A 19,863-nucleotide genomic window follows, 5' to 3' on the forward strand; every position below is an offset into this window, starting at 1 on the left:
GCGGAACACTGCCCCTGCGCACCTGGCCCGGCGGCCGCCCCATGGCGTATTCAGGAAGAGTCAGAGTCCGTCTGCCTGGAGGCCCCATGCGTGCCCGTGAAACCGCCCGACCCGCCGACGGGGAGCGCGTCGGCCGCGTACCGGCCCGTGGCGCCGCGTCGCCGTCGAGCGCGGAGGGCAGCATGACCGCGCAGGAGATCCGCGCCCTGCAACGCAGCGCAGGCAACGCCGCCGTCGTCCGTGCGGTGCAGCGGTCCTCCGTGCACGACGTGCTCCGCGGCGGCGGACGCCCTCTCGACACGGGAACGCGTACGGACATGGAGGCCCGCCTCGGCGCGGACTTCTCCGACGTCCGTGTCCACGACGACAGTGCCGCGAAGGCCTCCGCGGCCGAGGTGGGCGCCCGCGCCTATACCTCCGGCAGCCACGTCGTCATCGGTGACGGCGGCGCGGACCGGCACACGCTCGCCCACGAGCTGACGCACGTCATCCAGCAGCGGCAGGGCCCGGTCGCGGGCACCGACCACGGCAACGGGCTCCGCGTGTCGGACCCGTCCGACCGGTTCGAGCGCGAGGCCGAGGCGAACGCCCACCGGGTCCTTTCGGGCCCGGCGCCCGAGGCCCACACGGAGGCCGCCCCGCACGACCACGCGGGCCACGCCGAGGGCGCCGTGCAGCGCGCCCCCAGCACCCAGACCGCTCCCCGCGTGGACTGGAACCAGCTCCTGGACATCATTGTCGGCCAGGACCGTACGCTCGCCGGGTTCCAGTTCGGGTCCGAGTGCCGGAACAACGGCGGCAACAACCTCATCTCCCGGCCCGTGGAGGTGACCGTCGCCGCGGGCGGCACCACCGCCCGGCTCGCCGTCCACCTCAACGTGATGCTCACCAGCGGCGGCGAGGTCCGGGACCGCAAGACCGGCGCGTCCACGGCGGCCATCAAGGGCTCCCTCTTCCACCTGACCGCACGCCCGCTGGCCGGCCAGAACCTGATCCACGAAGCGGGCGCGTCCAGCCTCACGGCCATGGAGTCGATCCACGTGGGCCGGAACAACGCCGACGGCTGGAACAACCGCCCCGGGAACACGCAGATCCTCGCCGACGCCGTCGACGTGCCGCGCGAGAAGCTCCTGGAGGCGCTGAACTCCAAGTACCCGCACAGCGGCATCGAGGACCTGATCGAACGCTTCAAGAAGGACGTCGGCCGCGCCGTCATCCACGGTCTTGCCCCGGAGGTCGTCCACGTCAACTGGGACGGGGACGAGTCGTTCAAGTAGGGAGGCGGTCCCGCGCGGCCACGTCGCGCGGCAGCGCGTACGGCATCGAGCCGTACCAGAGCCGCGCGACCGCGAAGCCGAAGGCCAGGCAGATCATGCCGCCGACCGCGTCGAGCCAGAAGTGGTTGGCGGTGGCCACGATGACGACGAGCGTCGCGACGGGGTAGAGCAGGCCGAGCACCTTGGCCCACGGCACCGACGCCAGGGCGAAGATCGTCAGCCCGCACCACAGCGACCAGCCGATGTGCATCGACGGCATCGCCGCGTACTGGTTCGACATGTTCTTGAGGTCGCCGGAGGCCATCGAGCCCCACGTCTGGTGGACGACCACGGTGTCGATGAAGTGGGTGCCGTTCATCAGGCGCGGCGGGGCCAGCGGGTAGAAGTAGTAGCCGACCAGGGCGACCGCCGTCGTCGCGAAGAGGACGAGGCGTGTGGCCGCGTACCGCCCCGGGTGCTTGCGGAAGAGCCAGACGAGGACACCGAGCGTGACGACGAAATGCAGGGTCGCGTAGTAGTAGTTCATGCCGACGATGAGCCATGTCACCGAGTCGACGGTGTGGTTGACGCTCTGCTCGACCGCTATCCCCAGATCGTGCTCGACGCGCCAGATCCAGTCCGCGTTGCGCAGCGCCTGCGACTTCTGTTCCGGCACCGCGTTGCGGATCAGTGAGTACGTCCAGTAACTGACGCCGATGAGCAGGATCTCGAACCAGAGGCGGGGGCGGCGGGGCGTTCGGAGGCGACGGAAACGACGCAGCGCATTCTGCCCATTGCGGTCGTCCTTCTCGTCCGCGATGGGTGATGCAGCAGCCCTTTCTTGGCCTTCAAGTGTCGTCACGGTCGTCTCACCCATAGGGACAGAGTCTGCCAGATCCCCACCCTTCGACCGATCATCCCCTGGTCGGGTTCGGACCGCATTCTCTACGCCGCAGGAAGGAGGGCGCGCCCCTCAAGTGACCCTAGGGGCGCCTGGGACCCGAGGCGGTTGAACCCCGGACGACCAGCTCGGGCATGAAGACGAATTCGCCGGGCGGCGCGGGCGTGCCGCCGATCTCCTCCAGGAGCGTGCGCACCGCGGCCTGGCCCATGGCGGGCACCGGCTTGCGCACGGTGGTCAGCGGCGGGTCGGTGAACGCGATCAGCGGCGAGTCGTCGAAGCCGACCACGGAGACGTCGTCCGGCACCTCGAGGCCGCGCCGGCGCGCCTCCCTTATGGCACCCAGTGCCATCATGTCGCTGGCGCAGGCCACCGCCGTGCAGCCGCGGTCGAGAAGCGCCGAGGCCGCCGCCTGACCGCCCTCCAGGGTGTACAGAGAGTGCTGGACCAGTTCCGCCTCGACCGTGTCGGGGGAGAGGTCCAGCTGGTCCCGCATCGTGCGGACGAACCCCTCGATCTTGCGCTGGACGGGCACGAACCGTTTCGGGCCGAGGGCGAGCCCGATGCGTGTATGCCCCAGGGAGACCAGGTGGGTCACCGCGAGGCGCATCGCCGCGCGGTCGTCCGGCGAGACGGACGGCGCCTGCACCTTCGGTGAGAAGCCGTCCACCAGGACGAAGGGGACGCCCTGAGCCCGCAGCTGTTCGTAGCGGTGCGTGTCGGCCGAGGTGTCCGCGTGCAGCCCCGAGACGAAGATGATCCCGGCGACCCCGCGGTCGACCAGCATCTCGGTGAGCTCGTCCTCCGTGGAACCGCCGGGGGTCTGCGTGGCGAGCACCGGCGTGTACCCCTGCCGGGTCAGGGCCTGCCCGACGACCTGCGCGAGCGCGGGGAATATCGGGTTCTCCAGCTCCGGCGTGATCAGGCCGACCAGCCCCTCGCTGCGGCGGCGCAGCCGCACCGGGCGTTCGTAGCCGAGCACGTCGAGCGCGGCGAGCACGGACTGACGGGTGCCCGCGGCGACGCCCCGCTTGCCGTTGAGCACGCGGCTCACCGTCGCTTCGCTGACCCCCGCCTGGGCTGCGATGTCGGTTAGCCGTGCGGTCACAGGACGGGACTGTACCGGTCGCGTCTCAGGCTGCCCACCAGACCGCCGAATCCGCCGGAAGCACCGTCCGCCCCGCGCCCGGCGTGATCTCCGCGCTGGCCAGGAGCGGCGTGCCGGGCGTCGGCAGCGCGACCGGCGCCGCGGCAAGGTTCACCGTGCACACGAACGAACCCGCCGAGGTGGCGCGGCGGAACGCGAGCACGCCCTCCGGTGCGGGCAGCCAGGTGATGTCGCGGCCCGCGCCGAGCGCCGGATGCGCGCGGCGCACGGCCAGCGCCCGCCGGTAGAACTCCAGCGTCGACGCCGGATCGCCCGACTGCGCGGCCACCGACAGGTCCTTCCACGCGTCCGGCTGCGGCAGCCAGCTCGGACCGCCCTCCCGCGGCCCGAAGCCGAACGGGGCGCGCTCCCCGGACCACGGCAGCGGCACCCGGCAGCCGTCCCGCGTGCCTTCCTGCCCCGAGCCGCGGAAGAACGCCGGGTCCTGCCGCACCTCGTCCGGCAGCTCCGTCACCTCCGGCAGACCCAGCTCCTCGCCCTGGTACAGGTACGCCGAGCCGGGCAGCGCCAGCATCAGCAGCGTGGCCGCCCGCGCCCGGCGCAGCCCCCGCGCCGCGTCGCCGTCCGCGAAGCGCGTCGTGTGGCGTACGACGTCGTGGTTGGAGAGCACCCACGTGGCGGGCGCCTCCACGGCGTTCATCGCGGCCAGCGAGCGGTCGATGACGTCGCGCAGCGCACCGGCATCCCAACCCGTCGTCAGGTATTCGAAGTTGAACGCCTGGTGCAGCTCGTCGCGGCGCAGGTAGCGGGCGCTGCGCTCGACCGTAGGGGTCCATGCCTCGGCGACGGCGATCCGCCGCGCCCCGCCGTCCTGTCCGTACTCCTCCAGGATGTGGCGCCAGTCGCGGTAGATCTCGTGCACGCCGTCCTGGTCGAAGTAGGGCACGGCCTGCTTGCCGAGCAGCTTGACCTGCTCCGAGTGGCCGATGTCCGGCAGGCCCGCCGCCTTGACCAGGCCGTGCGCGACGTCGACGCGGAACCCGTCGACGCCGAGGTCGAGCCAGAACCGCAGCACGGACCGGAACTCGTCGTGGACGTCCGGGTGCTCCCAGTTGAAGTCGGGCTGCTCGGGCGCGAACAGGTGGAGGTACCACTCCTCGTCCCCGACGCGCGTCCAGGCCGGGCCGCCGAACACGGACTCCCAGTCGTTCGGCGGGAGTTCACCGTCCGCGCCCCGGCCGGGGCGGAACAGGAAACGGTCTCGGGCCGCGGAACCCGGGCCCTCGCGCAGCGCCCGCACGAACCATTCGTGCCGGTCGGAGCAGTGGTTGGGCACGACGTCGACGATGACGCGCAGACCGAGCGCGTGCGCCTCGCCGATGAGGCCGTCGGCGTCGGTGAGGGTGCCGAACATCGGGTCGACGGCACGGTAGTCCGCCACGTCGTACCCGGCGTCGGCCTGCGGCGACGCGTAGAAGGGGGAGAGCCACACGGCGTCCACGCCCAGGTCGCGCAGGTACGGCAGACGGGCCGTGATGCCGGGCAGGTCGCCCATGCCGTCGCCGTTCCCGTCGGCGAAGCTGCGCGGATAGACCTGGTAGATGACGGCGTCACGCCACCACTCCCCGGTGGGCGAGGACTCGGTGGCGGGCGCGGAGGTGACGTTCTGGGTCATGGAGTCCCTCAGGACGGGTGCGGCGGTCGGCTTCTCCGGTGAGAACGCCCGGCGGAACGCGAAGGTCACGAGGGCGCACCAGCGCCAGGGGGCGAGCCGGAGATTCTATCGCCAAGGTCCTTTCGTGCGAGGAAAGTTCCTGGATCTTCACTGATCCCGGTCGTAGGAGCGTCATCATCTCCCGCCGTGCGCTCCAGGACGATAACTTGGTCGGGCAGGCCCGCGGGGGGTCTGCCCCACCAGCCCCAAAGGGGCCCCGTGTGAGCGTGAACGCCAAGGCAGGCAGCACGATCCTGGTGGTGGACGACGTCGCCGCCAGCCGATACGCACTCGGTGCGGTCCTGCGCAGGGACGGCCACCGCGTGGTCCTCGCCGCCAGTGCGGGCGAGGCCCTCATCGAGCTCGACGTACGCCGACGCGCCGGTGAACTGCCGGACGTGGCGCTCGTCGACGTCGGCCTGCCCGACATGAGCGGCTTCGAACTGTGCCGCAGGCTGAAGGAGACGCCGCCGTTCGCCGCCCTGCCCGTCGTGCACTTCTCGGCCGCCCGGATAGCCCCCGCCGACCGGTGCCTGGGCCTCGACGCGGGCGGCGAGGCCTATCTGACGGTGCCCGCCGAACCGGAGGAGATCCAGGCCGTCGTGCGGGCCGCGGCCCGCGGCGCACGCCACCGCAGCGACGCCGAGGCGCAGGCCGGACACCTCACCCGGCTCGCCGAGACGATCCTCGACGTGCAGTCCGCCCGTTGCCCCCGCGAACTCGTCGAGGCCGCCGCGGCCGGCACGGCCCGCCTCACCGACCGGCCCGCCGCGGCCTTCGTCATCGGCGACGACGGCGAGCTCCACCGCAGCCTGTCCCGGCGCAGCGCCGCCGCCTCACTGCCCGACGAAGGCGCGCACACCACGGTGGCCCGACTGATCGAGAGCGGCACGACGGGCCAGGTGGGCGTCCGCGACATCGTCGTGCCCGCGCCCCTGTGGCCGGCCGGCTTCTTCCACGTCGAACCGTCCGACGGCTCGGGACGCCCCGTCGGAGCCCGGCTCACGCTGGCCCGCGCCCGCGAAGCGTCCGCGCCCGTCTGCCTCGCCACACCCGTGTACGACCGAGGGCCCGCACCCGGCACCGGACGGTTCGTGGGGCGTCTCGCCCACGCCACCGCCGTCGCCGCCGAACGACTGCTGATGTACGAGGTGGAACGCCACATCGCCCTCACCCTCCAGCGCAGCTTCCTGCCGGCGCACGTCCCGCAGACCCCCGGCACCGAAGTCGTCGTCCGCTACGAACCCGCCTCCCGCGACACCGAGATCGGCGGCGACTTCTACGCCTCGCTCACCACCTCGCAGGGGCTCCTCACCGGCATCGGCGACGTCGTCGGCCACTCCCTGGACGCCGCCACCGTCATGGTCGAGATCCGGCACGCGCTGCGCGCCTACTGCATCGAGGACCCCGACCCGCGCAGACTCGCAGGGCGCCTCGACAGCATGCTGCAGCGCTACCACCCCGAGGTGACCGCCACCCTCTGCCTGGCCCTCGTCGACCCCGCCACCGGACGTACCCGCGTCGCCAACGCGGGACACATCCCGCCCCTCGTCGTCGCCGACGACGGCACCGCCACCTACCTCCGGGCGAAGGGCCCCCTGCTGGGCCTGGGCCTGGACAGGCCGCCGCTCACCGAGACGGTCCTGCGCCCCACCGACCGGCTCCTCATGGTCACCGACGGGCTCATCGAGACCCGCGGCACCGACCTAGCCGAATCCATGGAGCACCTGCGCACGGTCGCCGCCGAAGCGCCCCTCGGCGTCACGGCCCTCTGCGACACGCTGCTGGCCTGCCTGGGCCACAACCGCGAGGACGACATCGCACTCCTCGCCATGCGGCTGCGTTAGGGCGACCGCCCCGACGCCCTGGCCGAGCGGCCTCTCCATCAGCAGCACCCCGTACGGGGTGCCGTCCGCGGCGATCTTGTCCGTGAGTTCGCCGACGACCGCGTATCCGGCCCCTTCGTAGTACGTGCGCAGGCGGGGGCTCGTCACCATGACGTCCAGGCGGCTCAGTTCACGGCCCGCCGCCGCGATCCGGCGCTCGGCGTCCCGCAGCAGCGCGCGGCCCGTCCCCGCGGGCGCCCCGGGGCGCGTCATCAGCCGGTGCACATACCCGGCGACCGGCGGCTGCGCGCCCCACGCCTGCTCGTCCGACCACCACAGCTCGTAGGCGCCCAGGGCGCCGGACCCGTCGTACGCGAGCCACGCCTCCGCCGTGGAGGAGCCGATCACCCGCTCGAAGTGCCGCTCGTCCCTGGCGCCCGGCTTCCACTGGTCGATGCCCTGGTCCCGCAGCCCGCGGACCACGTCCTCGTAGAGGCCCGCCAGGGTCGCCGCGTCGCCGATGTCCGCGCGGCGGCAGGTCGGTCGTGCTGTCATGGGGCCAGTGTCGCAAGCCGTTCCAGGAGGTCGGCGAAGGGGCCGTCGGGGGACTCCGACGCGAGGACCTCGCGCAGCAGCTTCGCCATGTCCTCGTCGTAGGCGGCGCTCACCGCGGCGAGCGCCGCGAAGTCGTGCACCAGCTGGAGTTCCAGCTCCGCGCGGGGGATGCGCCGGCCGTCCAGCCAGATCAGCGCCGTCGACTCGGCGAGGGAGATCCAGGACCGCACGACGAGTTCGAGCCTGGCGGAGGGCTCCGTGACGTCGAGCTGGAAGAGCACCTGCTCGTACGCCGCCTGGCGCACCGAGTCGACCAGCGCGTTCGTCGTCGAGGAGCCGACGGCGGGGCCGCCCCGCATCAGCGCGGAGAAGCCGGGCCCGTGGTCGTCGACGAAGGCGAAGAAACGGCCCATGACCCGCAGCAGCCGAGCCCCGGCCGGTCCCTCGCGGGGCTCCACGAACCGTCCTGCCAGGTCGTCCGCCGCCCGGCGCAACGCCGCCTCGTACAGGCTGAGTTTGCCGGGGAAGTAGTGGTAGACCAGCGGGCGCGAGATGCCCGCGGCCGCTGCTATCTCGTCGATGGACACGTCGTCGGGCGAGCGGTGGCTGAACAGGTCGAGCGCGACCCCGATCAACTGCTGCCGCCGCTCCTCGACACCCATCCTGCGGCGCACCCCGGTTGTCATGCGAACACCTTACCGAGCAGAACCGGCCCCGCTACCGGCCGGTCCGGGTCCGTTCCGGGCGCCGGCCTCACATGTCGAGGACGAGCCGCTCCCCGCGCGCCCGCGAGACGCAGATGAGCATCGAACCGGCCCGTTCGTCGTCGGTGAGCAGCTCGTCGCGGTGGTCGATCTCCCCTTCCACGACGCGCTGTTGGCACGTTCCGCAGAAGCCCTGTTGGCAGCTGTACGGGGTGTTGGGCAGCTCCGCGCGGACCGCGGCGAGCACCGTGGTGTCCGCGGCGACCGCCACCGTGCGTCCGCTGCGCCGCAGTTCCACCTCGAAAGCGGCGTTGCCGTCGGTGGAGGTGCGTGGCGTGAACCTTTCCACGTGCAGCGGGCAGCCGTCGGGCAGGGCGGCGGCGACGGCGTCCATCAGGGCCTCGGGCCCGCACACGTGGACCGCGGCGCCCGGCGGTGTCCCTTCGAGGAAGGCGGCGAGGTCCGGCAGTCCGGCCTCGTCCTCCGCGACCACGGTGACGCGCCCGCGCCCGGCACCGCCGAGCTTCTCCACCTCTTCGAGGAACGGCATCGACGCCCGCGACCGCCCGCCGTACAGCAGCCGCCACCGCGCGCCTGCCGCCTCGACGGCCCTCAGCATCGGCAGGATCGGTGTGATCCCGATGCCGCCCGCCACGAAGACGTACGACGTCGCGTCGGCCAGCGGGAAACGGTTGCGCGGCCCGCGCACCTCGACCACGGCACCTTCCCGGAGCAGCTCGTGCACCTCGCGCGAGCCTCCCCTGCCGCCCTGCTCCGTCGCGATCAGCCGGGTCGCGACGGTGTACGAGGAGGAGTCCCCGGGGTCGCCGCAGAGCGAGTACTGCCGCACGAGACCCGACGGCAGCACGAGGTCGAGGTGGGCGCCGGGCCGCCAGCCCGGCAACCCGGCCCCTTCCAGGCGCAGTTGGACGACGCCGTCGGCGACCGTCTCGTGCCGGGCGACGCGGAGCCGCAGGGCACGAGAGCGCGGCTGCCCGGAGACGGGCTCCTCCAGGGCGGGCAGCGGCCACAGCGGGGAGGCCGCGATGCGGCGGCGCAGGGCACGCCGGGTGAGCAGGGCGACGCCCGCGGCGAGGGCGACGGTGCGGATGCGGGGCATGTCAGGCGGTCCCCTTCTCGGCGGCGAGCGCGGCGACGGCCGCGGGCGAGGAGGCGAGATAGGCGGCGGCCTGCTCGGTGCTGCCCTCCTGCGAGGGGTGGTAGGCCCGGCTGAGGTAGCGGGGGATGGAGCGGATCATGTCGCCGGTGGAGGGCAGGGTTCCCGCCTTGCCGCTCCGGTGGAAGTCCTTGAAGGTCGCCCGGCCGTCCACGAGCGTCGGGTCGTTGGCCATGAAGAACCGCGCCCCGCGCTGCCAGAGGAAGACCAGCGCGGTGAACGCCGTCGCCCACGTCCTGGCGCGGCGCCGGTAGCCGCCGTCGACGTGCATGAACAGCTCGAAGGCGACGGAGCGGTGCTCGACCTCCTCCGCGCCGTGCCAGCGCAGCAGGTCGAGCATGGTGGGGTCGGCGCCCCTGCGGTCCAGCTCCTCGGCGTTGAGGACCCAGTTGCCGAGGAACGCGGTGTAGTGCTCGATGGCCGCGATGATCGCGACGCGCTCCATCAGCCACCACCGGCGCGCCCTGCCGGGCGGCAGCGTCCGGTCGCCGAGCAGCTTCTCGAAGAGCCAGTCGACCTGCGCGGTGTACGGCGTCGGGTCGAGGCCCTGCTCCTTGAGGTGCGGCAGGACCTCGTCGTGGGCCTGCGCGTGCATGGCCTCCTGGCCGATGAACCCGATGACGTCCTGGCGCAGCCGCTCGTCGCGGATCAGCGGCAGGACCTGCTTGTAGACGTGGACGAACCAGCGTTCGCCGGCGGGCAGCAGCAGGTGCAGGACGTTGATGGTGTGCGTGGTGAACGGGTCGTCGGGGAGCCAGTGGAGCGGGGTGCTCTCCCAGGAGAAGGAGACGTTGCGTGCCTTGAGCGCTCTGTGCTCGGACGCGACGGGCTCGGGCGCCCGGCTCTGCGTATTAGACATGGCGTCAATGTACTGATGGGTAGTTCGGCGGTACAGGGGTCTGCGCGGGTGAGTTCCCTCAGCGGAGCGTCGTCACCTTCGTTCCGTCGGCGAGCGCGCCGGTGAGCCGCGCCTTCGCGGTCCGCTCGGTCCGAACCGCGAGGACGTTGCCCGCCGTGCGCTCGCCGCCGGACCCGGTGATGGACGTGACGTTCTTGCTGCCCGCGCCCAGGAGGTACCAGGAGCCCGCCCGAGACTTCCACAGGACGCCCGCGAGGACCTTCGGGTCGCGGCTGCCGCAGGCGGGGACGTCCTCGGCCTTCGCGGCGACGGCGCCCGTGGGCCCGTCGGCGGTCTGGAACTGGGCGAGGATCCGGCTGCCCTCGCCGCGCCAGGTGTCGGCGCGGGTGCAGACCCAGTCGGCGGCGCCGTTGGCCTCGGGCAGGGCCTGACGGGCGTACGTCCACGCGTTCACGGAGCGGACGCCGTGCGAGCGGACCGTGGCGAGGGAGCACGCGGACTTCGTCCACTCGGCGGGCGTGGCCTCGCGCGGGGCCCGCGGGCGGCCCGCGGTGAGGTGGGCGGGGACGAGCTCGCCGAGGTCGGTCGTCAGACGCGTGGCACCGGAGTGGTCGCGCAGCCGCAGCGCGTTCCACGACGTGCACGCGCCGGTCTGCACGGGGCCCGCGAACGGGGCGGTGACACCGTCGGCGGACCGCCGCAGGGTCACGGCCTTCGCGGCCGGCTTCAGCAGGTCCTGCACGCCCACGGACGTGATCCACGGCGCGGTCAGATAGCGGATGTTGCCGTCGGCGCGGTCGACGACGACGGCGTTCGCCTCCGTGCCGGTCGCGCCGTCCACACGGGCGAAGTCGAGCGCCGCGCCGCCGGTGCCCTCCTTCGGCTCGGCGTACCGCACGATGCGCAGTCCGTCGTAGAGCAGCACCACGCGCGCGGAGTCGACCTCGCCCGCGTAGAGCAGCCGGGCCGGTCCGGGCGGCGCACCGGAGGCGGTGCCCGGGGTCGCGGAGACCTGTACGGACTCGCCGGGGCGCGCCCACACGGCGAGGGCGCGGCGGAGCAGTTCCCTGTCGCCGACGAGGTCGCCGCGCGCGGGCCACATGGAGAAGTCGGTCCGAGCGGAACGTTTCCACGCCCCCGCGGTCGCCGTCGTCAACTGCCCCGGATCAAGCGCGGCTTGAGCGGCCGGGTTCTGCGCGTAGGGCGGCGCGGCTGCGCCGTCGGGCCCCCATCCGTCGCCCGGCAGCCCGAGGAGCGCCCCGCACACCAGGACGGCGGCGGCCGCGACACCCGCGGCCTTCATGTGCTGCCTGCGCCGCATCAGGTCGGTCGGCCGCGCCTGCAGGGAGCAGGGGTCGAACTCGGGGGACGCCAGCAGGTCGTACCGCGCCTCGACGCCGTCGGCCTCGTCCAGGGCGTCCTCGGGATCGTCGCAGCCGGCGGCGGCGAGCACGGCGCACACACCGGCGTCGTCCAGCGCTTCCAGACCCCGCAGCACGTAGGCGGCGCGGGCGGCGCCCGACAACGCGGCAAGACGCTGGTCCAGGGCGAGTTCCTCGGCCCCGCCCGAGCGCGGGAAGAGGCGCAGCCCGCGCACCTGCGGCAGCAGCGGCGGCAGCTGGGCCCTCTTGGGCCAGGCGTTCCACCGCAGGGGCACGCAGGCGTCGAGGGCGCCGCACAGCACTTGGAGCCGCATGTACGCGTAGGCGGGGTCGCCGAGGGCCCGCGCCTTGCCGCCCTCACCGGCCTGGCCACCACCCCCTCCCCGCTGGCCGGGAACGGCGGCCTCGCCCGTTCTGCGGCTGCGCGGCAGGGCGCGCTGGGTGAGGGCGTGGGCGGTCAGGACCCGGCGGTTGCGGCCGAGGCTCGGCGGCAGCACCAGGTAGGCGAGCCGGACGAGCCGCGGGTAGTGCTCGACGAGGGCGGCCTCGGCCTGCTCCACGTCGACCACCGGGGTGGGGCGGCTGGACTTGGGGGACTTCGATGGAGACTGCACATTCGACGACACGTTCAGCAAAACGAGCGAATCGTCGGATGGTCACCTCATGCCGGGGTGTCCGCCACGAGTGCGCGGGCGTAGTTGGCCATGGAGCGCTGGTAGCGGGGGAGGTGCGGGGCGAGGGCCTCGAGCACGAGGGCGAGGCCTTCGCGCTCCCTCCCGAGGCTGGCGAGGCACAGCGCGAGGCAGGCGCGCAGCGCGTCCTCCAACTCGCCGGGACCCCTGTCCAGTTCGGCGGTGAGCAGCGCGGCGCCCTCTTCCGCCCGCCCCACGTTCCGCAGCGAACTCGCGAGCTGTACGGCCGTACGCCGCCTGCGGTATCCGTCGAGGCCGCGGTCAAGGGCTTCCTGGTAGAGGGGCACGGCACGGTCCGAGTGCCCGGTGGAATCGAAGGCGCTCGCCCGCTCGAAGAGCCCTACAGGGTCTCCGTCCGGCAACTCGCCGGCGAGCCGGTCGATCACGGCCCGGAACTCCTCGCCCCCGTCCTCCCCGTAGGAGTCCAACGTCTCCCAGGCCGCCGCGACCCGCTTCTCCCAGTCAGCATTCATGGCCACACCCTGGCACCCCCCGCCCCGCCCTTGGCAGCCGGGGTGGGGCGGGGGACACGCCTATGCCTGCTTCCACCCGCTGAACTCCACCGTCCCGCGGGCCCCGTCACCCCCGTTCGTCGCGCTCATGAACAGCCCCACGTCCTGCACGGCCGCGGCCCCCGGCACCGGCACCGTCGCCACCGTCCGCCACGTCGCGCCGTCGTCCGTCGAGCACGAGCCGGTGAAGGAGTTCCCGGTGCGGGAGAGCCGGAGCAGCACCGGGGCCGTGACGCCCGTGATGCGCTGGTACGTGTCGAGCGTGCCGTCACCGTTCGTGTCGTAGGAGAGGACGACTCCATTGGAGGGCGTCACGGCCAGGTCGACGAAGCCCGGGGACAGCGGTGTCGCGAGGGAGTTGCGGGCGATCAGGCCCGCCCTGGCCCACGGACCCGTCTTCGCCTGCCGGTCGACCCGCACCGTCACCGACACCCCGTCCCGCAGCGCCCCCTCGCGGTACAGCGTCCCGAACTCGGCCGTGCCCTTCCACAGGTCCGCGCCGCCCCCGTCGATCGCGTACCGCTCTCCCAACTGGCCGAACACCGCGGCGTTGTTCGTGTAGGAGCGCCACACGTCGTCCACCGGGCCCGCCTCGTACAGCACGCCCTCGTGGACGGCCCGCACCCGCCGCTCGCCCGCGGGCCCGTACCGCACCGTGATCTCGTAGGGGAGCGGGCGCAGCGGCCGGTCCAGCGGGGTGTCCGGGGCGGACGCCCGCCACGTGACCTTTCCCGTGCCCGCGGGAGCCACCCGCGGCAGGGACACGGGGCCCGTCGGCTCCGCCTCGATGCCCGTCAACGCGAAGTCGACGCGGCCCGTGGCGCGGAGGCCGTTGACGTTGCGGAAGGAGGCCGTCAGACGGGAGTGGCCCCCGGGCGGGACGGTGGGCGGGTCGGCGGTGACCTCCAGGCTGCCCTGGTAGGGCGCCCGCGCCAGGACGTCCCGGACGCGGGAGGCGACGCGGTACGGGGTGGCTCCCTGCGGGCGCTGCGGATAGTCCTTGCGCTCCCGCGTCCACTTCTCCTCCAGCGCGAACCAGTCCACCGGCTTCGGCTCCCGCCCCGCGGCGAGGGCGTCGGCCAGCTCGTCGAGCCACGTCTGCCAGCGCGGCACGTACAGGTCGGCGATGAGGCCGTGCCATTCGCGGTTGCCGTAGTCGTGCAGCCGCCCGGCGTCGGCCGTGGCGCGCTCGCCCCACACGGTGATCAGGACCTTGGCGGTCCGCTCGAACTCGGCGCGTTCCGCCTCGGTCGTCCCCATGCGGCGGGCGGCCGCGGTCCACGGGCCGAGGAGGAACGCCGGGTGCGTGCCCGTCACCTCGTCCGAGAGCCGCATCAACCGCAGCCACAGCTCCGCGAGCGTGCCGAACGTCCGCCGGTCCTTGCGCTCGTACGCCGTCCGCAGCTGCGGCAGGAGCTGGCGGCTGCGGTGGGCGAGGGCCTGCCGGGCGACGTCGACCAGGTCGTGGCGGTAGGCGGCGCTGTCCCGCAGCGGTCCCGCCACGCCGAGGAGCCCGGTGAGCGCGGCGTCGAACCGCCCGGGATCGTAGGTGAGCGCGCGCGGCGCGTACTCCGCGGCGCGCGCCGCCGCGAGGTCGGGGCGCGCGGCGAAGAGCGAGTCGTGCGGGTCGCTGCGTTCGACGGCGGTGTGCTGGTAGGCGGTCGCGTTCAGGGTGCGCCACGCGGACCGCGCGTCGGCGTCCCGCCCGCCGTACCGGAAGTCGGCGTACGAGGAGAACCAGGCGGCCCGGTCCACCGGTGCCTTCGTCCACGCGAGCTCGGAGAAGAGCTCGAAGGCGGCGGGGTCGCGGTCCGTGGCCTCGGGCATGAACGCGGTGCCGGTCAGGGCGCTGCCCGCTTTGTCGCGCCAGGCGAAGAACCGCTCGTTCCACAGGTGGGTGCGGGCGCCGATCGTCGTGCGGCCGCCGAAGTTGGGAATGGTCCCGAAGGCGTACGGGGTGCCGCCCCAGTCCTTCTCCCGGTCCGGCTCCTTCGCGTACCGGTCGGAGACGCCGTCGACGATCAGCATCCGCTTCTTGTCGACGGCGTCGAGCAGCACGGGCAGCGGGTTGGCCTCCCAGCCGAGGATCACCCACGTGGCGTTCGGCCGCGCCTTGCGCAGGGCCGCCTCCACGCCGCGTGCCGCCGCGGGCACGGGCACGTCGCCCGCGGTGCCGCCCTCGTGCAGCAGGTCCATCTTGAAGAGGTCGGTGGGGCCGAAGAGCTCTTCCTGGTGGCGGTAGAAGGCGGCGGCGACCTTCGCGAACGCCGAGGTGCGCGGGTCGAGCCAGTCGGGCCGTCTGAACCCGTGCCAGACGCCCTGCGGGACGACGCGCGCGTCCCCGCCGTTGCGCTCGACGAACCCGTCGGGCACATGGCCGTAGTAGCCGGGGAGGACCGGCGCGATCCCGAGGTCGCGAAGTCGCCGCACGATGCGCCGCCCCAGCGCCACCCGGTCCGCGACGAGTTGCTCGGAGAGCGGCCCGCCGTACCCGGAGAGGTTCTGCAGCAGCCACCAGGGCTGGTGCGAGGGCGCGGGCAGCCACGCCCTGGCCTCGGCGTCCGAGTAGCCGAACTCGGTGAGCACCTTCCGGTACACCGCCTCGGCGCCCGCGATCACGAGGACCTCGTTGCACCCGTGCAGGGCGAGTACGTCGATCATCCGCTCCCAGTACGTCCAGTCGGCGTACGGCGCGGTGTACCCGTCGTTCGTGTCGTTCAGGGCGAACCGGTGGGGGAGCGAGGTGCTCCGCCTGAGCGTCCTGGCCGGTGCGGGCAGCCTGCGCGGCAGGTTCAGCTGGTTGCCGTTCCAGGTGATGTGGGCCCCGCACACGTACTTCAGGTACCAGTGGACGCCGGTGAGCAGTACGGCGGGCGTCGTGCCGGACACCTCGATCCGGCCGGTCGTGCCGGTGACCTCGAAACGGTCCTCGCGGCCGCGCGCGGGAAGAAGTCTGAGCCGGAACTGTTCCGCGTGATGCGGCAGGAGTCTGTTGAGCGCCGAGCGCGCGGAATCCGTATCGAAGGCGGGGCCCGCGGCGGAACCGGCGGGCCCGTCGGCGGCGTGGGCCGGGAGCGGTACGCCGCCGACGGCGGCGCCGAGACCGAGGGCTCCCGCGGTGCCTAGCACGGTGCGTCTGGACGGTTCGGACATGTGTACCCCCTGGGGTGAAGGCTGCGGCGCACGGTATCCGGGCGTTCGGACTCCATCAACGGTGCATACGAGACAGGCGAGTTCGGCTCGCCGGAAGAGGCTGGTGGGACGACGATGAGGACGGTCGGAGCGGCGCGGTACGCGCTTTCGGGCATGGCTGCGGGAGCCCTGGTGATGGTGATGGGATGCGGCTCGGGGGGTGACGGCACACCACGCACGGCGAGCGGCAGCCTTGAGCAGCTGGCGGCCGAGGCGGGATGCAGGCCCGACGTCCGGACGGACGCGGCGGAGCTGCGCCAGGCCACCTGTCAGAACGGTGCCCGGCGCTACGTGCTCGTAACCTTTACAAACGCCCGTGGCCAGGCCGAATGGCTCGATGAGGCGAACGACTACGGGGGTACGTACCTCGTCGGCGGCAGCAGCTGGGTGGCGGTCGGCGCCGCCGACGACATCGCGGCGCTGCACGACCGCCTCGGCGGGACCGTGGTGGACGCCGCGGGCAGGCACGGCGGGGACCACCACGGCCACCACGAGGGGTGAGCGGCGCCGCGGCCGAACGGGGGAGTGCGGTCAGGTGCAGCGCTGACCGGAGTTGACGCACTGGGCGACGCGCCGCATCAGCCGCTCGTCGAAGACGTTGATGAAGTCGCCGTGGTCGGTGACGGGCTTGTGCAGCTGCTCGGGGAACGAGTCGACGGCGAAGCCGGGGCCCGGCGGCACGTCGTACACGATGCGCTGCACCAGCTGGGGCACGGCACGGAAGCCGCGCGGACAGGCGCCGGTCCGCGGGTCGGCGAAGGCGACGTGGGTGCGGTGGTTGGCGCTGTCGGTGTTCTGCCCGTCCCAGCAGCTCTGGAAGTTGAACGTACGGACCACCTTGCTGCCCTCGGGGCAGATCGGGTACTTGTCCTTCAGCTGCCGGTTCTCGAAGCCGGTGCAGCTCCACGACGCGTTGGCGTTGGCGTCGCCGTTGGTGAACGCCTTGGCGTCACCGGTGATGATGCGCAGGAAGCGCGGCATCGCGACGACCTTGCTCACCGGGTTCCCCGCGAACTTCAGCGACACGGAAGCGGGTGTCTGGATCTCGCCGACGTTCTGGTCCTTGCCGCCGCCGTCGGCCTGCGCGTCGTCCTCGTTCTCGCCGTTCTGCAGGCGCAGGACCGGCCAGTAGTACGTCGACCTGTCGCCCTGATTGCGGCAGCTCGTCCGCCCGTTCGCGAGGTCGTTGTCGTCGGAGAAGGCGTCCGTGGCCTGGTTTCCCACGTAGTCGTGCATGTGGTGCGCGCCGTTGCTGACGCCGGGCGCGACGATGACGTTGTCCGGGTTGAACTTGCCGTTCTGGTTGCGGCCGCACTGGGTGGTGAAGGTGCCGCGCGACGCGTTGCGGCCGTTGCGGGGGCGGTTGACGTTGGGCCGGACGGACCGGATCTCGGCGAAGTCCCCGGCCTCGGGGCCGTTGCCGGACGCGCTTTGTTCCCCTGTGTCCTCCTGATCGTCGGCACGCAGCGTGCAGGGCGCCATGCTGTCGAGCCCCTCGGGCCGGGCGCCGGACCGGTCCAGGGTGTCCGAGATGCCGCCGAGGGTCTCCCTGCGCTTCTCCTCCAGGGGGCCGAGCAGGGACTCCTTGTCCTGGACCCGCTCGAACTGCCCGTACGCGTCCGTGATCTGGCTGTCCAGATCGGCGAGCTGCCGGTCCACCTCGCCGCGCGCGGCATCCGGCACCTCCGGCAGCTCATTGCCCACGTCCGGGCAGCTGATGGTCGACAGCTGCTGCCCGGCACTCCGCGGAGGAGGCTGATCCGTGCCTTCCCCGGCGTTCGCGTAGACGTTCACGGCGACCAGGCCGCCGCCGCCCATGACTACCGCTGCGGACGCGGCGACCACGCGCCGCGCCAGCCTTGATCGTTTTCGTGAGGTACGTCCCATGGGGCTACATACGCATCAGCGACCCGATGCGTTCAGAGCCGTACGGACGCCTTCAGCGCCCCTGGTCCAGATAGGCGAGGACCGCGAGGACCCGGCGGTTGTCGTCGTCGGAGACCGCCAGGTCCAGCTTTCCGAAGATGTTGGACGTGTGCTTGGCGATGGCCCGCTCGGTGACGACGAGCTGCGCCGCGATCGCCGCGTTCGACCTGCCCTGCGCCATGAGTTCGAGGACCTCGCGCTCGCGCGGGGTGAGCGCGCCGAGCGGTTCGTCGGAGGCGGAACGCCGGGACAGGAGCTGCTGGATGACCTGCGGGTCCATCGCGGTGCCGCCGGCCGCGACCCGCCGCACGGCGTCGATGAACTGCGCCGCGTCGAAGACCCGGTCCTTGAGGAGATAGCCGACGCCGCCGTTCCCGTCGGCGAGGAGCTCGCGCGCGTACAGCTGCTCCACGTGCTGCGAGAGGACCAGGACGGGCAGTCCGGGCCGGGCCCGGCGGGCGGCGAGCGCGCACTGCAGGCCCTCGTCCGTGTGGGACGGCGGGAGCCGGACGTCGACCACGGCGACGTCCGGCCGCAACTCCGCGAGGGCCTTCGTCAGTTCGGGCCCGCTCTCCACCGCCGCCGCGATCTCGAAGTCGAACGCCTCCAGCATCCGCACCAGGCCGTCACGGAGCAGGAAGAGGTCTTCGGCTAGGACAACACGCAAGGGATCTCCATGGTCACCATGGTCGGGCCGCCCGCGGGACTGCTGACGGCCAGTACGCCGTCGAATGTACCGAGTCGGCGTTCGATGCCGCTCAGCCCGGAGCCCGCACCGGCGACCGCCCCGCCCTTGCCGTTGTCGGTGACGGCGATGCGCAGCATGCCGTCGGCGTGGTGCATGTCCACCCAGACGCGGTCGGCGCCCGAGTGCTTGATCGCGTTGGTCAGGGACTCGCTCACCGCGAAGTACGCGGCCGACTCGACCGGTGCCTCCGCACGCCCCGGCAGCTCGACGTCGACCTCGATGGGCAGCGGCAGGCGCAGCGCGAGCGCCTTCACGGCGTCGCCGAGACCGCGTTCGGCGAGGACCGGGGGGTGGATGCCGCGGACCAGGTCGCGCAGCTCGGTCAACGCCTCGCCGGAGTTCTGCCGGGCCTTGCCGATCAGCTCCTTGGCCTTGGCCGGGTCGGTCTCGATCATCGCCTCGATGGTGCCGAGGTCCATGCCCATGGCGACCAGCCGGGCCTGCGCGCCGTCGTGCAGGTCGCGCTCGATGCGGCGCAGTTCGGCGGCGGAGTTGTCGACGGCGTCGTGCCGGGTCTCGGTCAGCCGGTCCACGCGCTGCGCCAGTTCGCGCTCGCGCATCCGCGAGGTGGGGGAGAGGCAGGCGCGGGCCAGGAGGAAGTGGCCGCGGACGAGGCCGGGGTTGACGAAGAGGGCGAGGATGAAGAAGCCGGTGCCGAGCAGCGCCGCCTGGTCGGCGGTGTCCTGCGAGGTGACGTGGATGAACGCGAACCACTCGCCGCCGCCCGCTTCGTAGATCGGCTCCCACACGCCGGCGGCGAGCACCCAGCCGTACAGCATGTAGAGGATGAGCGAGGGCGCGAGGACCGCGACGATCGGTGCCGCGGTCATGTTGACGAGCAGCCACTGCAGGTCGCGCCAGGTCGCCGGGTCCTTCAGCATCAGCGAGCAGCGCTCCACCTGCCCGGTGACGCCGGAGCGCAGGTCGGGCGGGAAGGGGCGGTAGGCGTGCGGGACGGTCACGCCGGACCACGCCCCCGCCAGGCCGCGGTAGGTGTTGGCGTACTTGCGCAGGGCCATGAGGACCACGGGTGTCGTGAAGACGCCGACGCCCAGCAGGATGAACGCGATCGAGAGCACGGAGAACACGAGGAGGACGATCGAACCCGCCAGCGCGAAGATCGTGAGGTAGAGGCCGCGCACCCCCGCGACCACCGCGTCCTTGAGCCTCGTCATGGTCATCAATCCCTCTCGTCACACCGTGGGTCCGGCCGCGTTGCGTGCGTCCGGCACGGTCACATTTTCGCCGGTGCCGAGGGGGCGAGTCATGGGGCCCTCCACCCGGGCCGGGGTGTACCTGACGACACCCTCC

Annotated in this window: 15 protein-coding genes; 3 read left to right on the forward strand and 12 right to left on the reverse strand. The window is 72.7% G+C overall.

The annotated features are described in order from the left end of the window. Window positions 1-86 precede the first annotated feature (86 nt). Window positions 87-1,277: an eCIS core domain-containing protein gene (locus AC07DO_RS04365; protein WP_479056961.1), complete on the forward strand. Its 1,191-nt coding sequence runs from the start codon at window positions 87-89 to the stop codon at window positions 1,275-1,277. Here the strand turns inward: AC07DO_RS04365 and AC07DO_RS04370 are convergent. The 3 genes from AC07DO_RS04370 to AC07DO_RS04380 form a co-directional block, all read right to left on the reverse strand. Next, complete coding sequence (locus AC07DO_RS04370; RefSeq protein ID WP_479056962.1) at window positions 1,270-2,133, reverse strand: phosphatase PAP2 family protein; 864 nt, start codon at window positions 2,131-2,133, stop codon at window positions 1,270-1,272. The two genes, AC07DO_RS04365 and AC07DO_RS04370, sit on opposite strands and share 8 nt — an antisense overlap. Window positions 2,134-2,239: 106 nt before the next feature. Next, complete coding sequence (locus AC07DO_RS04375; RefSeq protein ID WP_479056963.1) at window positions 2,240-3,265, reverse strand: LacI family DNA-binding transcriptional regulator; 1,026 nt, start codon at window positions 3,263-3,265, stop codon at window positions 2,240-2,242. A 25-nt stretch (window positions 3,266-3,290) separates the two neighbouring features. Continuing rightward, a complete protein-coding gene (locus tag AC07DO_RS04380) occupies window positions 3,291-4,940 on the reverse strand; it encodes a glycoside hydrolase family 13 protein (protein ID WP_479057519.1) in 1,650 nt (549 codons plus the stop codon). Window positions 4,941-5,206: 266 nt separating this feature from the next. Here AC07DO_RS04380 and AC07DO_RS04385 point away from each other — a divergent pair, with 266 nt between their 5' ends. Beyond that, window positions 5,207-6,826, forward strand: coding sequence for a SpoIIE family protein phosphatase (locus tag AC07DO_RS04385; protein WP_479057520.1), 1,620 nt, complete (start codon window positions 5,207-5,209; stop codon window positions 6,824-6,826). A gap of 530 nt (window positions 6,827-7,356) precedes the next feature. Here AC07DO_RS04385 and AC07DO_RS04390 read toward each other — a convergent pair. From AC07DO_RS04390 to AC07DO_RS04415, 6 genes are all read right to left on the reverse strand, one after another. Beyond that, on the reverse strand, window positions 7,357-8,046 hold the full coding sequence (locus AC07DO_RS04390; protein ID WP_479056965.1) for a TetR/AcrR family transcriptional regulator: 690 nt from the start codon (window positions 8,044-8,046) through the stop codon (window positions 7,357-7,359). A 67-nt stretch (window positions 8,047-8,113) separates the two neighbouring features. Then, window positions 8,114-9,184 carry a PDR/VanB family oxidoreductase gene (locus AC07DO_RS04395; RefSeq protein ID WP_479056967.1) on the reverse strand — a complete coding sequence of 357 codons (1,071 nt, stop codon included), beginning with the start codon at window positions 9,182-9,184 and terminating at the stop codon, window positions 8,114-8,116. A 1-nt stretch (window position 9,185) separates the two neighbouring features. Continuing rightward, entirely contained in the window at window positions 9,186-10,100 is a 915-nt protein-coding gene (locus AC07DO_RS04400) for a metal-dependent hydrolase (RefSeq protein WP_479056968.1), read from the reverse strand. Window positions 10,101-10,158: 58 nt separating this feature from the next. Further along, window positions 10,159-12,096, reverse strand: a complete 1,938-nt coding sequence (locus AC07DO_RS04405; RefSeq protein ID WP_479056970.1) for a hypothetical protein — start codon at window positions 12,094-12,096, stop codon at window positions 10,159-10,161. A gap of 47 nt (window positions 12,097-12,143) precedes the next feature. Continuing rightward, on the reverse strand, window positions 12,144-12,647 hold the full coding sequence (locus AC07DO_RS04410; protein WP_479056972.1) for a tetratricopeptide repeat protein: 504 nt from the start codon (window positions 12,645-12,647) through the stop codon (window positions 12,144-12,146). 60 nt (window positions 12,648-12,707) lie between these two features. Beyond that, window positions 12,708-15,839 carry an alpha-N-acetylglucosaminidase gene (locus AC07DO_RS04415; protein WP_479056973.1) on the reverse strand — a complete coding sequence of 1,044 codons (3,132 nt, stop codon included), beginning with the start codon at window positions 15,837-15,839 and terminating at the stop codon, window positions 12,708-12,710. A gap of 114 nt (window positions 15,840-15,953) precedes the next feature. On the opposite strand from AC07DO_RS04415, the gene AC07DO_RS04420 reads away from it, so the two are divergent. After that, window positions 15,954-16,379, forward strand: coding sequence for a hypothetical protein (locus AC07DO_RS04420; protein WP_479056974.1), 426 nt, complete (start codon window positions 15,954-15,956; stop codon window positions 16,377-16,379). A gap of 30 nt (window positions 16,380-16,409) precedes the next feature. Here the strand turns inward: AC07DO_RS04420 and AC07DO_RS04425 are convergent, their stop codons facing one another. From AC07DO_RS04425 to AC07DO_RS04435, 3 genes are read right to left on the reverse strand one after another with little or no spacing between them, the layout of a single operon-like run. After that, window positions 16,410-17,765 (reverse strand): DUF1996 domain-containing protein, encoded by a 1,356-nt coding sequence (locus AC07DO_RS04425; protein ID WP_479056976.1) that lies wholly within the window; start codon window positions 17,763-17,765, stop codon window positions 16,410-16,412. A 52-nt stretch (window positions 17,766-17,817) separates the two neighbouring features. Beyond that, the gene (locus AC07DO_RS04430; RefSeq protein WP_479056978.1) at window positions 17,818-18,471 is read right to left on the reverse strand and encodes a LuxR C-terminal-related transcriptional regulator; all 654 of its coding nucleotides are present in this window, start codon (window positions 18,469-18,471) and stop codon (window positions 17,818-17,820) included. After that, window positions 18,456-19,727 carry a sensor histidine kinase gene (locus tag AC07DO_RS04435; RefSeq protein WP_479056979.1) on the reverse strand — a complete coding sequence of 424 codons (1,272 nt, stop codon included), beginning with the start codon at window positions 19,725-19,727 and terminating at the stop codon, window positions 18,456-18,458. Before AC07DO_RS04435 ends, AC07DO_RS04430 begins: the two co-directional genes overlap by 16 nt. Window positions 19,728-19,863: the final 136 nt, after the last annotated feature.

Source organism: Streptomyces sp. NPDC045678 (genome assembly GCF_056432085.1).